Raw genomic sequence first — 14,846 nt, forward strand, 5'->3', positions numbered from 1 at the left:
CGGCGGGACGTGGTCTACGCCGCGGTCAGCAGGGCGGTGATGGCCTCGCGGAGCTTGGCCAGGCGGGCCTTGCCCTCGGTGCGGGCCTGGGGCAGCGCGGCGTGGTCGGCGACCGGCGTGACCACCTCCAGGTAGGCCTTCACCTTGGGCTCGGTGCCGGAGGGGCGGATGAGCACCCGCACGCCCTCGGCGCGCAGCACCAGCACGTCCGCCTTGGGCAGCAGGTCGGTCTGGGTGACCGGTGTGCCGCCCAGCTCGGTGATCGGCGTGTCCCGGAAGCGGCGCATGGTGGCGCCGATCAGGGCCAGGTCGGCCACCCGCAGCGAGACCTGGTCGGTCAGGTGCAGGCCGTGCGCGACCGCCAGGTCGTCCAGCCCGTCCAGCAGGCCGCGGCCGGCCGCCTTGAGCGTGGCGGCCAGGTCGCAGGCGAGCACCGCGGCGCTGATGCCGTCCTTGTCCCGCACGTAGTCCGGGTCCACGCAGTGGCCCAGCGCCTCCTCGTAGGCGTAGACCAGACCGGTGCCGTGGCCGTCGCCCGCGCGCACCAGCCACTTGAAGCCGGTGAGCGTCTCGTCGTAGCGCGCGCCGTGCGTCTTGGCCACCGAGCGCAGCAGCTCCGAGGACACGATCGTGGTCGCCACCAACGGATCCGGATGCGCCTCTTTGTCCAATGTGGACAGAACGTGCGCGCCGAGCAGCACGCCGGTCTCGTCCCCGCGCAGCATCCGCCAGCCGTCGGGGCCGCGCACGCCCAGCGCGCAGCGGTCCGCGTCCGGGTCCAGCGCGACCGCCAGGTCAGCGTCCACAGTGGACGCCAGTGCGAGCAGCTCGTCGGTGGCGCCGGGCTCCTCCGGGTTGGGGAAGGTGACCGTCGGGAAGTCCGGGTCCGGGCTGGCCTGCGACTCGACCAGGTGCAGATCGGTGAAACCGGCCCGCCGCAACACTTCCAGCAGCGTCTCCGAGCCGACCCCGTGCAGCGCGGTGACCGCCACCCGCAGCTCCCGCGCCTTGCCCTTGGGCAGACTGGCCGCGCGGTCGGCGTAGGTCTCGATCAGGTCCTCGCCCACCGGCTGCCAGGCCGCGACCCTGGGCACCGAGACCGCGGCGGGCACCTTGGTGATGGCGGCCTCGATCTCCCGGTCGGCGGGCGGCACGATCTGCGTGCCCGAGTCCAGGTAGACCTTGTAGCCGTTGTCGGCCGACGGGTTGTGCGAGGCGGTCACCTGCACCCCGGCCACCGCGCCGATCGCGCGCACCGCGAAGGCCAGCACCGGTGTGGGCAGCGGCCTCGGCAGCACCCGCACGTCGAACCCGGCGCCGGTGAGCACCTCGGCCACGTCGGCGCAGAAGTTCTCCGAGCCGTGCCGCGCGTCCCGCCCGACCACCACCAGCCCGCCGGAGCGGCCCTGCGCGCGCAGGTACTCGGCCAGGCCCGCGGTGGTGCGCACCACCACCGAGCGGTTCATCCCGTTCGGACCGGCGCGCAGCGGACCGCGCAGGCCGGCGGTGCCGAACTGCAGCGGCCCGGCCATCCGGTCGGCCAGCTCGGCCACCGCGGCCTCGTCCCCGGCCAGCGCCGAGGCGAGCACCTTCTGCAGCTCCAGCCGGGCATCGGGGTCGACGTCGTCGGCGATCCAGCGGAACGCGGCGTCCCGCAGCTCCGTGCCCAGCTTGGTCATGCGCGCTCCACCAGCTTCCGCAGCAGCTCGCCCATCGAGGTCGCGGCGGCCTTGCCCGCCTCCAGGACCTCCTCGTGGTTGAGCGGCTCGCCGGTGATGCCCGCGGCCAGGTTGGTCACCAGGGACAGCCCGAACACCTCGGCGCCCGCGGCCCGCGCCGCGATGGCCTCCAGCACGGTGGACATGCCGACCAGGTCCGCGCCCATGGTGCGCAGCATCCGGATCTCGGCCGGGGTCTCGAAGTGCGGGCCCGGCAGCCCGGCGTAGACGCCCTCCTCCAGCGAGGGGTCGATCTCCTTGGCCAGCCCGCGCAGCCGTGGCGAGTACAGGTCGGTCAGGTCAACGAACCTGGCGCCCACCAGCGGCGAGGCCGCGGTCAGGTTCAGGTGGTCGCTGATCAGCACCGGCTGCCCCACCCGCATGCCCTGGCGCAGGCCGCCGGCGGCGTTGGTCAGCACCACCGTGGTGCACCCGGCCGCGGTGGCCACCCGCACGCCGTGCACGGTCTGCGGGATGCCCTTGCCCTCGTAGTAGTGGGTGCGGCCGAGCAGCACCAGCACGTTCTTCCCGCCCACCCGGACCGAGCGCGCGGTGCCGCCGTGGCCGACCACGTTGGGTGCCACGAAGCCGGGCAGCTCGCCGATCGGCACCTCGGCGACCAGCTCGCCGAGCACGTCGGCGGCGGGCCGCCAGCCGGAGCCCAGCACCAGGGCGAGGTCGTGCGTGGCCACCCCGGTACGGGCGGCGAGCTCCGCGGCGGCGGCCGCGGCAGCGGCGTCGGGATCCACCGACGGGCTGACGTTGAGTGAAGTGCTTGTCTCGGTCACACCCAGGACCCTAGCCAGCGGGCACGAAGCTGGCAGCCATCGGCCCGAACAGCTCCTTCTGCCCGGTGTCCTCGGACTCCGTCGGCACTGTGACCTGCACCACCCACAGGTCCCGGTCCTTGGTCGGCAGCAGCAGCACGTAGCTGGAGCGGCGGACCAGGTCGGCCTCGGCGCCGGCGCCCGGCTTCGGCGTGGTGACGAACGGGCCGGGGTCGGCCACCCGGTAGAGCAGCTCGCGGGAGGCCTCCGGCGCGCCCTCACTCTTCGCGCCGACCTGGTCGCGCTTGGTCTCGAAGGTGCCCTGCGAGCTGACCGCGCTGGTGCGCAGGTTGTTGAGGTAGTTCTCCAGCCGGGACTGCGGGTAGTAGTTCGGGAACCGCTCGACCACCAGCTCCTGGCGGCCGTCGGCGGAGACGAAGTGCACCGCCATGGAGTCGGGTGAGCTGGCCCGGAACTCCTTGAACGTGGTCCAGTCCTGCGGCACGTTCACGGTGAACCCGCCGTCGGTGCCGTTGACCGCCAGGCTGGCCCGCTCGGTCCTCGGCTGCAGCTCGCGCACCGGGGAGAGCAGCTGCAGCCGCGTTCCGGTGGTGGGCTCCGCGGTCGGCACCACCGGCTGGCCGCCGACCACCCTGGCCAGCGCGAACCCGCCGCCGGTCGCCGCGATGAACAGCACCAGGGCCAGCGCGGACAGCAGCACCCGCGCCACCGGGCCCCGGCGCTTGGGCTCCGGCGTCGCGGTCAGGAACGGCAGCGGGCCGGGGTCGCTGGCCAGCAGCGCGGGCAGCACCCCGGAGGCCGGATTCGGGGTGCGCGGCTGCTCCAGCAGCTCCCCGGACTCCGGCGTGATCTCCTTGGGCCGCACGTCGAAGAGCCGCTCGCCCGGCTCGGGCAGCAGCGGGTGCAGCAGCCTGCGCACCTCGGCCAGCGACATCCGGGAGCCGGGTTCCTTGGTCATCAGTCCGGCGATCACCGGGTGCAGCGGGTGCTCGGCGTCGACCTGTGGGACCTCGCCGTGCACCACCTCGGTGACCGTGTCCAGCGGGTCGCCGTCGGCGTCGTAGGGCGGGCGCGCCTCCAGCCCGGCGAACAGCGTCGCGCCCAGCCCCCACAGGTCAGCCGACGGGGTGGCCGGGTCGCCGGAGGCCACCTCCGGCGAGATGAACGCCGGGGTGCCGAGCATGATCCCGGTGCTGGTCAGCGTGTGGTCGCTGACGCTGCGCGCGATGCCGAAGTCGGTGAGCTTGATCTGCCCGTCCACGCCGACCAGCACGTTGCCCGGCTTGACGTCCCGGTGCGTCACCCCGGCCCGGTGCGCGGCCTCCAGCGCGGCGGCCACCGCGTCGCCGATGGCCGCGGCCTGCGCGGTGGACAGCGGGCCCTGGTCGCGGACCAGCTCGGCCAGGCTGAGCGAGGACAGCAGCTCCATCACCACGAACGGCTCGCCGTCCTGGCGGACCACGTCGTAGAGGGTGATCACGTTGGGGTGGGAGAGCACCGCGATGGCCCGCGCCTCGCGCAGGGTGCGCTCGCGCAGCGCGTCCGCCTCGGCCACCGGGATGCCCGGCGGCAGCCGGACCTCCTTCACCGCCACCCGGCGGCCCAGCATCTCGTCGTAGGCCGACCACACCGTGCCCATCGCACCCCGGCCGAGTAGTCCGTCCAGCCGGTAGCGCTCGGCGATCCGGCGGGCGGCGGGCTGTTCGTCCGCGACCGGGTCCGCGCTCGGCCCGGGCTGGTCGGAGGGGGTGTCAGCGGGTGGCACGAGGTCCATTCTGCACATCCGGCCGCACGGTTGGACGCTGGCGCGCGCTCCGGCGGCAGCGCATGATCCCGCGCTATGGCATTCACTGTCGGCATCGACTCCTCGACCCAGTCCACCAAGGCCCTTGTCGTCGAGGCGGAAACCGGCCGCGTGGTCGCGGAAGGCCGGGCCGCGCACCCGGACGCCACCGAGGTGGACCCCGCGGTGTGGCTGGCCGCCTGCCGGGACGCGCTGGCCGAGGCCACCGCCGGGCTGCCGGGGCCGGTCACCGCGCTGTCGGTCGGCGGCCAGCAGCACGGCATGGTCACCGTGGACACCGAGGGCGCCCCGGTGCGGCCCGCGCTGCTGTGGAACGACCTGCGCTCGGCCGGCGAGGCCGCCGAGCTGGTCCGCGAGCTGGGCGGGCCCGGGGAGTGGGCCCGCCGGACCGGCTCGGTGCCCGGCGCCAGCTTCACCGTGACCAAGCTGGCCTGGCTGGCCAGGCACGAACCGGCCAACGCCGACCGGGTGGCCGGGGTGCTGCTGCCGCACGACTGGCTCACCCACCAGCTGGCCGAACCCGGTCACGCGCCCGCGACCGACCGCGGCGACGCCTCCGGCACCGGCTACTTCGACCCGGCCACCGGCGACTGGCTGCCCGACCTGCTCACCGCCGCCTTCGGCCGGGTCCCCGAGCTGCCCGCGGTGCTCGGTCCGGCTGAGTCCGCGGGTCGGACGCCGGAGGGGTGGCTGCTCGGGGCGGGCACCGGGGACAACATGGCGGCCGCGCTCGGCCTCGGCGCCGGGCCGGGCGACGTGATCGTCTCGCTGGGCACCTCGGGCACCGTGTTCGCCGTCGCCGAGCACCCGACCGCCGACCCGGCCGGCGCGGTGGCCGGCTTCTGCGACGCCACCGGGCGCTACCTGCCGCTGGTCTGCACGCTCAACGCGGCCAGGGTGCTCACCGCCACCGCCCAGCTGCTCGGCGTTGAGCTGGCCGAGCTGGACCGGCTCGCGCTGGCCGCCGCGCCCGGCGCGGGCGGGCTGGTGCTGCTGCCCTACCTGGACGGCGAGCGCACGCCCGACCTGCCCGGGGCCAGCGGCACGCTCACCGGGATGCGCCGGGCCAACATGACCCCGGAGAACCTGGCCAGGGCCGCCGTCGAGGGCATGCTGTGCGGCCTGGCCGATGGGTTGTCCGCGCTGCGGGCGCAGGGGGTCGAGGTGCGCAGGGTGCTGCTGGTCGGCGGCGCGGCCCGCTCGGCCGCGGTGCGCGCGGTCGCGCCCGGCCTGTTCGCCGCGCCGGTGGAGGCGCCGGAGCCGGCCGAGTACGTGGCGCTGGGCGCGGCCCGGCAGGCCGCCTGGGCGGTGAGCGGGTCGGCGGAGCCACCGTCCTGGACGGTGCGCGCGGAGCCTTGTCCGTCAGCGAACCTTGACGCGTATGCCGAGGTCCGAGCCGCTTACTCAGCCGCTCGAGGTCAGGTACACGATTACTGATGCGCTGAACGGGTGATCCACTCTTCGGTGGGGTGACGTGCGGCCGTTCAGCCGATAGGCACTCAAGGCGGGGTCAGGTTGACCCGAAGCCGTCGAGGTCTTAGTTTGGCTGAGCAACAAACGAATCGAGGTACAGGGTGCAGGGTCCGGACCGTCCCGCTGACCATGCCGGGTTGCGCAAGGCGAACCTGGCCCTGGTGCTCCGGGCGCTGCGTGCGGACGGGCCGCAGTCCCGCGCCCGCCTGGCCCGGATGACCGGCCTCAACAAGGCGACCATGTCCAGCCTGGTGGCCGAGCTGGAGCAGCGCAGGCTGGTCCGGCTCGGCGCGGTGGTCGGCGGCGCGATCGGGCGGCCCGGTCAGCTGGTCGAGCTGCGCCCGCGCACCGTGTGCGGCATCGGCCTGGAAGCCAACGTGGACTACGCCGCGGTCGCCGTGCTCGACCTCGCAGGCGAACTGGTGCTGCACCGCAGGCTGCCTGCTGACGTCACCGCGCTCGGCGCCGAGGAGGCGGTCGACCTGCTCGCCGGGCTGGCCGCCGAGGCCCGCCGCACCGTGGAGGCCATGGGCGGCTGGGTCGCCGGGGTCACCGCCGCGGTGCCCGGCCTGGTCGACGTGGACAGCGGCGTGGTTCGGCTGGCGCCCAACCTGCGCTGGCGGGACGCGGCCGTGGTGGACCAGCTCAGCGCCCGGCTGGACCTGCCGGCCGGCCGGATCGCGGTGGACAACGACGCCAACCTCTCCGCGGTCGCCGAGCACGTCGCCGGGGTGGCCGCGGGCGCGACCGACCTGCTCTACCTGACCGGTGAGGTCGGCGTCGGCGGCGGCGTGATCGCCGACGGGCGGCTGCTGCGCGGCGCCACCGGGTTCACCGGCGAGGTCGGCCACATGCCGATGGACCCCGGCGGCGCGGCCTGCGGCTGCGGGCGCAACGGTTGCTGGGAGACCCAGGTCGGGCTGGCCGCGCTGCTGCGCTCAGTGGCCGAGGAGGGCGACCCGGTCCGCGATCCCTCGCTGGACCTGGAGAAGCGGCTGGCCACCATCGCCGGCAGGGCCAGGGACGGCGAGGCGCGCACGCTGGCCGCGCTGGAGCGCATCGGCGCCGCGCTCGGCGTCGGTGCGTCCATCCTGGTCAACATCCTCAACCCGGCCGCGGTGGTGCTCGGCGGTTACTTCGCGGTGCTCGCCGACTGGCTCATCGCCCCTGCTGAGCGGGAGCTGGCGGGCCGGGTGGTCGCCCTCGGCGCGGAGCAGTCCGTCTGCTCCCTGCTGCCCTCGGACCTCGGCTTCACCGCGGCCGTGCGCGGCGGCGCGTACGCGGCCATGGAGCACGTGCTGACCGACCCGACGCTGGCCCCAGTGCCCGCGCCGGGCAACCGTTGGGAACTCGTCCCTGCACAGTCCACTGTGGACAGCCGGAGGTAGTCGTGAGTCTTGACCCTTACCAGCCGCGGCCGGAACACCGCTTCAGCTTCGGGCTGTGGACGGTGGGCTGGCGGGGCAACGACCCCTTCGGTGAGCCCACCCGGCCCGCGCTGGAGCCGGAGCACGCGCTGGGCAAGCTGGCCGAGCTGGGCGCCTGGGGCGTGACCCTGCACGACGACGACCTGATCCCCTTCGGCGCCGACGACACCAGCAGGGGCCTGCTGCTGGACCGCTTCCGCAAGGCGCTGGCCGACACCGGCCTCACCGTGCCGATGCTGACCACCAACCTGTTCACCCACCCGGTGTTCAAGGACGGCGCGTTCACCGCCAACGACCGCGACGTGCGCCGGTTCGCGCTGCGCAAGACCCTGCGCAACATCGACCTGGCCGCCGAGCTGGGCGCGGGCGTGTACGTGCTGTGGGGCGGCCGCGAGGGCGCGGAGACCCCGGTGGCCAAGGACGCCAGGGTCGCGCTGGACCGCTACGCCGAGGCGATCGACCTGCTCTGCGCCTACGTCCGCGAGCAGGGCTACAACATCCGCTTCGCGCTGGAGCCCAAGCCCAACGAGCCGCGCGGGGACATCCTGCTGCCCACCATCGGGCACGCGCTGGCCTTCATCGAGCGGCTGGCCCATCCCGAGATGGTCGGGGTGAACCCGGAGGTCGGGCACGAGCAGATGGCCGGGCTGTCCGTGCCGCACGGGGTGGCCCAGGCGCTGTGGGCGGACAAGCTGTTCCACATCGACCTCAACGGGCAGACCGGGCCGCGCTACGACCAGGACCTGCGCTTCGGCAACGGCGACGTCAAGGCCGCCTTCCACCTGGTCGACCTGCTGGAGCGGGCCGGGTACGACGGTCCCCGGCACTTCGACTTCAAGCCAGCCCGCACCGAGGACGAGGACGGTGTGTGGGCGGCAGCGGCCGCCTGCATGCGCAACTACCTGATCTTCGCCGAGCGGGCCAAGGCCTTCCACGCCGATCCCGAGGTGGTCGCGGCCAAGGAGGCCTCCAGGGTGGCCGCGCTGGCCGTGCCGACCCTGCTGCCGGGGGAGAGCCTGGCCGACCTGCGCGAGGAGTCCTTCGACCCGGAGGCCGCCGCGACCAGGGGGATGGGCTACGAGCGACTCGATCAGTTGGGCCTTGATCACCTGTTCGGCGTGCGCTGATCTCACGATGCGCCACCGAGCCCCCCGGGCGGGGTGACCTTCCGGGGGGCGACAGGGCATGCTCTGTCTCGACGATGCACAGAGGGTGCACGCTCGAGGAGGAGGCGATGATGCGAGGTCGGGCCAACGCGGTGGTAGCTGCCCTGCTGGGTGGGCTCACCCTGCTGGCCACGCCGACCGCGGCCGCGGCGATCGAGCCCACCGCCGTGGTCCGGGTGCTCGCCGAGCAGACCAGCACGCGCAAGCCGACTCCGGCCCCGACGCAGACCACCGCCCCCGCCCCGGTCACCCCGGAGCAGAAGGCGGACAACGAGCGCAGGGTGACCATCGCGATCATCGCGGTGCTGCTGCTGGCGATCGTCTTCTTCGGGCGGAAATACCGCAAGAAGTGGGGTAAGAGCGCGAAGTGAACCCGCGCTGACCTGCTATTTTGGGCTGGCCGGAAGAAATGCCGCCCGGATAGAAACCCCTTCGCCCACATTGACGTGCGCAGGTGTGCACGTTCCGATGGACGCGTTGGGGGTACAGCCAGACCGAAGGGCACGACTCCGCTCGGCGCAGCGAACCAACCGTCAAGCGGTTCGCAGACGATCTTTGGATCTTGGCCGGAACGGGTAGTGCAGGATTGGATGCAAATGAGTACCGACACCAAAGTGCAGTGCCGCTCCACGGTCGAGCGGTACTCGGACGCGCTGGTCGGGCTCTCCCGGAGCATCCACGCCGAACCCGAGCTGGCCTTCGCCGAGCACCGTAGCGCCGAGAAGGTCGCCACCCTGCTGGCCGCGGAGGGTTTCGCGGTCGAACGGGGCACCTCGGGCCTGGACACCGCGCTCACCGCGACCTACGGCTCCGGTGACCTGGTGGTCGGGCTGTGCGCGGAGTACGACGCGCTGCCCGAGGTCGGGCATGCCTGCGGGCACAACGTGATCGCCGCCTCCTCGGTCGGCGCCGCGCTCGCCCTGCGCGAGGTCGCCGACCGGCTCGGCATCACGGTCAAGCTGTTCGGCACTCCCGCCGAGGAGGCCGGTGGCGGCAAGGTGCTGATGCTGGAGCGCGGCGCCTTCGACGGTGTCTCGATGGCGATGATGGTGCACCCGGCCCCGCACGAGACCTGCGCCTGCTCCTCGCTGGCCATCACCGACCTGGAAGTGGCCTACACCGGCCGCGCCTCGCACGCCGCGGCCGCGCCGCACCTCGGGGTGAACGCCGCGGACGCGCTGACCGTGGCCCAGGTCTCCATCGGCCTGCTGCGCCAGCACCTGGAACACGGGCAGATGGTGCACGGCATCGTCACCCACGGCGGCGCCGCGCCCAACATCGTGCCCGCGCGCACCGCCGGGCTGTTCTACCTGCGAGCCGAGAACCTCGACTCGCTGACCCACCTGGACGAGCGGATCCGCCGCTGCTTCGAGGCAGGCGCCGTGGCCACCGGCTGCGAGTACGAGATCACCCAGGTGTCCCCGAACTACGCCGAGCTGGCCCCAGACCCGTGGCTGGCCATGGCGTACCGCGCTGCCGTGACGGAGCTCGGCCGGGAGCCGCTGAGCCCGGCCGACGAGGCGAACCGCCAGACCGGCAGCACTGACATGGGCAACATCACCCACGCGTTGCCCGCCATCCACCCCACGATCGCCATTGACTGTGGCAACTCGGTGAACCACCAACCGGAGTTCGCGGCCGCCTGCGCCTCGCCCTCCGCGGACAGGGCGGTGCTGGACGGCGCGGTCGCGCTGGCCTGGACCGCGGTGGTCGCCGCCTCGGATGATGCCCAGCGAGCCCGGCTGCTCGCGGACACCGCTGATCGTGTGAACAGCCGCGTTGCCGTGCCAGCCACGGCAGGAGGTTTTGAGGCGTGACTGTCCTGGATTCCCGACCCGGCCCGCCGTTCGGACCGGAGTCCCGCGGACCCATCGACGTGCTGAGCCCCGGCTCCGGCCGCACCATGTCCACTGTGGCTGATCTTGGTGCCGGGCGGGGACCGTCCTGGCTGGACAAGTGGCTCGGCGAGAACCTCAGCCGGGTGGTGGCCTGGCGCCGGCACATCCACGCCAACCCCGAGCTGTCCCGCAACGAGCACAACACCACCAAGTTCCTCTTCCGCGAGCTGGCGGGCGCCGGCCTGCGGCCCAGGGTGCTGCCCGGCGGCACCGGCCTGATCTGCGAGGTGGGCAGCGGGTCCCGCTGCGTCGCGCTGCGCGCCGACATCGACGCGCTGCCGCTGACCGAGGACACCGGCCTGCCCTTCGCCTCCACCGTGGACGGCGTCTCGCACGCCTGCGGGCACGACGCGCACACCACCGTGCTGCTCGGCACCGCACTGGCCCTGGCCTCGGCGGACTCGCTGCCCGGCCGGGTCCGGCTGATCTTCCAGCCGGCCGAGGAGGTCATGCCGGGCGGCGCGCTGGACGTGCTGGCCGCCGGTGGCCTCGACGGCGTGGAGCGGATCTTCGGCCTGCACTGCGCGCCCCGGCTCCAGGTGGGCAAGCTGGGCACCCGGATCGGCGCGATCACCTCCGCCAGCGACCTGCTGGAGGTCCGGCTGACCTCGCCCGGCGGCCACACCTCCCGCCCGCACCTGACCGCCGACCTGGTGCACGGCCTCGGCACGCTGATCACCCGCCTGCCTGAGCTGCTCACCCGCCGGGTCGACCCGCGCTCGGGCACCGTGCTGGTCTGGGGCGCCGTGCACGCGGGCGACGCCGCCAACGCCATCCCGCAGGACGGCCTGCTCCGCGGCACCCTGCGCACCGGCGACCGGGACACCTGGGCCGAGCTGGAACCGGTGGTCCGCGAGCTGATCGGCGCCCTGCTGGTGCCGCTGGGCATCGGCTTCGACCTGCTGCACCGCCGCGGCGTCCCGCCGGTGGTCAACGACCGGGAGAGCACCCGCCTGCTGCGCGCCGCCACCCAGACCGCGCTGGGCGAGGACGCCATCACCGGCACCGAGCAGTCCTCCGGCGGCGAGGACTTCGCCTGGTACCTGGAACACGTCCCCGGCTCCTTCGCCCGCCTGGGCGTCTGGTCCGGCCAGGGACCGCAGAAGGACCTGCACCAACCCACCTTCGATCTGGACGAGCGCGCGCTGCCGGTCGGCATCCGCATCATGACCCAGGCTGCCATCGACGCCCTCCAGGCCTGACTCGGTTATCCACAGCCCCCGAGTTATCCACAGCCCGCCCGATCGGCGTTTGCCCCCACCCCGGCAAACGCCGATCGTGGACCCATGCCCGCTCTCCCTCTCCCCGTCCCCTGCACCCGAGCCCAGGCCGTAGCGGCCCTCGGCGAACCCGGCCTCGGCGCCGCCCTGCGCGCGGGCAGGCTCCGCCGGATCTGGCACGACCTGTTCGTCCCAGCCGACCGCGCCCGCGACCGCCGCACCCGAGCCAGGGCCGCCCTGCTGCTGGCAGGCACACCCGCCGCGCTGACCGGCCCCACCGCCGCCGAGATCTTCGGCTGGCTGCCACCCCAGACCCTGAGCGTGCACGTCGCCGTGCCACCCCGGCACCGCGCCAGAGGCCGCCCCGGCCTGATCCTGCACCCGGCTGAGTTCACCGAGGAAGACATCCTCCTCCTCGACGGCCTCCCCGTGCTGACCCCCGCCCACGTCCTGACCACCTTGCTGACCACCCACCACCCCAGCGCCCTGCCCTGCGTGCGAACCGCACTGCGCGCCCTGCCCCCCGACCTGCGCCGAACCCTGGTCCGCGAGATCAGATCCGTCCTGCGCCGGTCATCCGCGTCACCTCCCGCCACGGGGATACCGGCCCAACGCGACGGAACCGGCGCTCCGGTCCCGTCGCGGCCCGAGGACGCATCCGACGGCCGGGGTCTGCCGATGTCCGGGGAAAGGGCCGGGCCGGGGCGCACGCGAGTGGGGGACCAGTCCGGTGTCCGCCGGATCGAGGTCGTCGAACCGCGTTACGCGGTGCGGCGTCGGCGAACCAGAGCCGGGTGACCGCCCGCTGATCCCGCGGGCGCGGGCGAGCAGGACGGTGCCGGAGACAGGGCCGGGTGGTGGAGCGGGTTCGGCGCGGAGGCCGCCGTAGGCCGGGCTCAGGCGATGGGTCCGGCGTGCAGGCCCCCAGTCCGGGTCCGATCGGGCCGGGCCACTGTTGGAGCATCGGGCAGGACCGGTGCCCAGCCAGCGCGGATCCGGTGCTGAGCTGCGGGCGTGGGACGGTGTGCCCGCTCGCGCGGTTGGTCCCGGCCGGGAGTGGCAGGCGCGTTCGCGCTGAGCGGTTCAGTCGCGGATCGCCCGACGCCCCGCGACGGGGAGTCCGTCGTGACGTGACGGGTAGGCCGTCGTGTCCGAGGCCGTTGCCGTGGCGGCGGTTGCTGGCTGCGGCGGGTTCGAGGCGCACAAGAACCGGGCAGCCCTCAGCAGTAGCCGGCTCGCCGTACGAGACCGGCCAGCACCCGGGGTGGATCAGGCGTTGGGCCCTATGCCGTTGCAGGGGCGGGTGCGGAGGTCGTTGACGTAGTCGGCTGGAGCGCCCGCGGCTTCGGCGGCGTCGGCGACCACGCCTACGTAGCGGGCCGATGGAAGGCCGCCCTCGTAGGCGTCCAGGACGTAGAGCCAGGCCAGGACCGAGCCCTCCAGAGTCTGCACGCGGAGGCGGATCTTCTTGTAGAGGCCCAGTTCGGCGCCTTCCCAGCGGTCGAGGCGGTCCTCGTCCAGGGAGTTGACGTCGTAGAGGACCACGAAGACCTGGCTGCCGGGGTCCTCGACGATGGTGGAGAGCGCGCCCTCCCAGCCGAGGTCCTCGCCTCCGAAGGTCATTCGCCAGCCGACGAGCCACCCCGTACCGGCCATCGGCGAGTGCGGAGCACGCTCCGTCATCTGGTCCGGATCCATGTTGGACCCGTAAGCGGCATAGAGCGGCACGGCCCTAGCCTAGCGACCCGTTCGCGGCATCGGGACGCGCCGTGCGCACAGCCTCCGAACTGACCCCGGACGGGTAGCGCGTACGGTTGGACCCGCCGACAAACCTGACCGCACCACCCACCACAGGAGGACCCCGTGACCCGCATCGTGATCATGGGAGGCGGGCCGGCCGGATACGAAGCCGCGCTGGTCGGCGCCCAGCACGGAGCCGATGTCACCCTGGTGGAGAGCGACGGCCTCGGCGGCGCCTGCGTGCTGTACGACTGCGTGCCCTCCAAGACCTTCATCGCCTCCGCCGGCGCCCGCTCCGCCTTCCGCAACGGACCCGAGCTGGGCATCAGCACCGGGGACGGGCCGATCGGCGTCGAGCTGCCGGTGGTGCACGGGCGGGTCAAGGGGCTCGCGCTGGCGCAGTCGGCGGACATCAGGGCGCGGGTGCAGCGCGAGGGTGTGCGGATCATGAACGGGCACGCCAGGCTGTGCGACGACGCGCCGGGCCTTGCCCAGCACCGGGTGGCCGTGCGCGGCGCGGACGGCTCGGTGGAGAAGCTGCCAGCCGACGTGGTGCTGATCGCCACCGGCGCGAACCCGCGCATCCTGCCCGGCGCGCAGCCCGACGGCGAGCGCATCCTGACCTGGCGGCAGATCTACGACCTGCCCGAGCTGCCCGAGCACCTGGTGGTGATCGGCTCCGGCGTCACCGGGGCCGAGTTCGCCTCCGCCTACACCGAGATGGGCGTCAAGGTCACCGTGGTCTCCAGCCGGGACCGCATCCTGCCGCACGAGGACGCCGACGCGGCCGCGGTGCTGGAGGACGTGTTCACCGAGCGGGGCACCGCGCTGTTCAAGCACGCGCGGGCGGACAAGGTCGAGCGGACCAGCGGCGGGGTCAAGGTCTTCCTGGCCGACGGGCGGACCGTGGAGGCCAGCCACGCGCTGATGACGGTCGGGTCCATCCCGAACACCGCGGACATCGGCCTGGACAAGGTCGGCATCGAGCCGGGGCCGGGCGGATTCGTGCCGGTCGACCGGGTCTCCCGGACCACCGTGCCGGGCATCTACGCCGCGGGCGACTGCACCGGACTGCTGATGCTCGCCTCGGTCGCGGCCATGCAGGGCCGGATCGCGATGTGGCATGCACTCGGCCAGGGCGTGCAGCCGATCAAGCTCAAGACGGTGGCCGCCAACGTCTTCACCCACCCGGAGATCGCCACCGTCGGCATCAGCCAGCAGGCCATCGACTCCGGCGAGGTGCCCGCGCGCACGATCATGCTGCCGCTGGCCACCAACGCGCGGGCCAAGATGGAGGGGCTGCGCCGCGGTTTCGTGAAGCTGTTCTGCCGCCCTGCCACCGGCGTGGTGATCGGCGGCGTGGTGGTCGCCCCGGTGGCCAGCGAGCTGATCACGCCGATCGCGCTGGCCGTGCAGAACCAGCTGACCGTGGAACACCTGGCCTACACCTTCTCCGTCTACCCCTCGCTGTCCGGTTCGATCACCGAGGCCGGGCGCAAGCTGATGCGCCACGACGACCTCGACTAGAGAACCGCTCGAGCTCAGGTCTCGACCTGGTCACCGCGGACAACGAAGCCGGGCGCCCGCGCGTGTCCCCTACATCACTCGCTGA

General features: G+C 73.4%; 12 protein-coding genes. 8 read left to right on the forward strand and 4 right to left on the reverse strand.

Features of this window, described 5'->3' with window-relative positions; genetic code table 11:
• Positions 1 to 14: 14 nt before the first annotated feature.
• The 3 genes from ACWDY5_RS16490 to ACWDY5_RS16500 are packed head-to-tail and all read right to left on the reverse strand — an operon-like array spanning position 15 to position 4,145.
• Positions 15 to 1,679, reverse strand: coding sequence for a phospho-sugar mutase (locus ACWDY5_RS16490; RefSeq protein WP_449723038.1), 1,665 nt, complete (start codon positions 1,677 to 1,679; stop codon positions 15 to 17).
• Positions 1,676 to 2,467 (reverse strand): purine-nucleoside phosphorylase, encoded by a 792-nt coding sequence (locus ACWDY5_RS16495; protein WP_252485236.1) that lies wholly within the window; start codon positions 2,465 to 2,467, stop codon positions 1,676 to 1,678. Before ACWDY5_RS16495 ends, ACWDY5_RS16490 begins: the two co-directional genes overlap by 4 nt.
• A gap of 49 nt (positions 2,468 to 2,516) precedes the next feature.
• Complete coding sequence (locus ACWDY5_RS16500) at positions 2,517 to 4,145, reverse strand: serine/threonine-protein kinase (RefSeq protein ID WP_449723088.1); 1,629 nt, start codon at positions 4,143 to 4,145, stop codon at positions 2,517 to 2,519.
• 201 nt (positions 4,146 to 4,346) lie between these two features.
• On the opposite strand from ACWDY5_RS16500, the gene xylB reads away from it, so the two are divergent.
• The 7 genes from xylB (at position 4,347) to ACWDY5_RS16535 (ending at position 12,292) form a co-directional block, all read left to right on the forward strand.
• Entirely contained in the window at positions 4,347 to 5,747 is a 1,401-nt protein-coding gene (xylB, locus tag ACWDY5_RS16505) for a xylulokinase (protein ID WP_449723039.1), read from the forward strand.
• A gap of 173 nt (positions 5,748 to 5,920) precedes the next feature.
• Complete coding sequence (locus ACWDY5_RS16510; RefSeq protein WP_449723040.1) at positions 5,921 to 7,171, forward strand: ROK family protein; 1,251 nt, start codon at positions 5,921 to 5,923, stop codon at positions 7,169 to 7,171.
• A gap of 2 nt (positions 7,172 to 7,173) precedes the next feature.
• The gene (gene xylA, locus ACWDY5_RS16515) at positions 7,174 to 8,337 is read left to right on the forward strand and encodes a xylose isomerase (protein WP_449723041.1); all 1,164 of its coding nucleotides are present in this window, start codon (positions 7,174 to 7,176) and stop codon (positions 8,335 to 8,337) included.
• Between the two features lie 107 nt (positions 8,338 to 8,444).
• Entirely contained in the window at positions 8,445 to 8,747 is a 303-nt protein-coding gene (locus tag ACWDY5_RS16520; RefSeq protein ID WP_449723042.1) for a hypothetical protein, read from the forward strand.
• A 225-nt stretch (positions 8,748 to 8,972) separates the two neighbouring features.
• Positions 8,973 to 10,193 carry a M20 family metallopeptidase gene (locus tag ACWDY5_RS16525; protein WP_449723043.1) on the forward strand — a complete coding sequence of 407 codons (1,221 nt, stop codon included), beginning with the start codon at positions 8,973 to 8,975 and terminating at the stop codon, positions 10,191 to 10,193.
• Positions 10,190 to 11,476, forward strand: a complete 1,287-nt coding sequence (locus ACWDY5_RS16530; RefSeq protein WP_374213261.1) for a M20 family metallopeptidase — start codon at positions 10,190 to 10,192, stop codon at positions 11,474 to 11,476. Before ACWDY5_RS16525 ends, ACWDY5_RS16530 begins: the two co-directional genes overlap by 4 nt.
• Before the next feature lie 84 nt (positions 11,477 to 11,560).
• A complete protein-coding gene (locus ACWDY5_RS16535) occupies positions 11,561 to 12,292 on the forward strand; it encodes a hypothetical protein (protein WP_449723044.1) in 732 nt (243 codons plus the stop codon).
• A gap of 471 nt (positions 12,293 to 12,763) precedes the next feature.
• On the opposite strand, the gene ACWDY5_RS16540 is transcribed toward ACWDY5_RS16535, so the two are convergent.
• Positions 12,764 to 13,222, reverse strand: a complete 459-nt coding sequence (locus ACWDY5_RS16540; RefSeq protein WP_283663057.1) for a gamma-glutamylcyclotransferase family protein — start codon at positions 13,220 to 13,222, stop codon at positions 12,764 to 12,766.
• Positions 13,223 to 13,357: 135 nt separating this feature from the next.
• Between ACWDY5_RS16540 and ACWDY5_RS16545 the strand changes: the two genes are divergently transcribed.
• Positions 13,358 to 14,761: an NAD(P)H-quinone dehydrogenase gene (locus tag ACWDY5_RS16545; protein ID WP_449723045.1), complete on the forward strand. Its 1,404-nt coding sequence runs from the start codon at positions 13,358 to 13,360 to the stop codon at positions 14,759 to 14,761.
• Positions 14,762 to 14,846 lie beyond the last annotated feature (85 nt).

This window comes from Crossiella sp. NPDC003009 (assembly GCF_053591555.1).

Bases quoted from the DNA above. Each gene is read 5' to 3' on its own strand.
- xylB (WP_449723039.1), top strand. From the start codon at position 4,347: ATGGCATTCACTGTCGGCATCGACTCCTCGACCCAGTCCACCAAGGCC.
- ACWDY5_RS16525 (WP_449723043.1), top strand. From the start codon at position 8,973: ATGAGTACCGACACCAAAGTGCAGTGCCGCTCCACGGTCGAGCGGTAC.
- ACWDY5_RS16520 (WP_449723042.1), top strand. From the start codon at position 8,445: ATGATGCGAGGTCGGGCCAACGCGGTGGTAGCTGCCCTGCTGGGTGGG.
- ACWDY5_RS16490 (WP_449723038.1), bottom strand. From the start codon at position 1,679: ATGACCAAGCTGGGCACGGAGCTGCGGGACGCCGCGTTCCGCTGGATC.
- ACWDY5_RS16500 (WP_449723088.1), bottom strand. From the start codon at position 4,145: ATGGGCACGGTGTGGTCGGCCTACGACGAGATGCTGGGCCGCCGGGTG.
- ACWDY5_RS16535 (WP_449723044.1), top strand. From the start codon at position 11,561: ATGCCCGCTCTCCCTCTCCCCGTCCCCTGCACCCGAGCCCAGGCCGTA.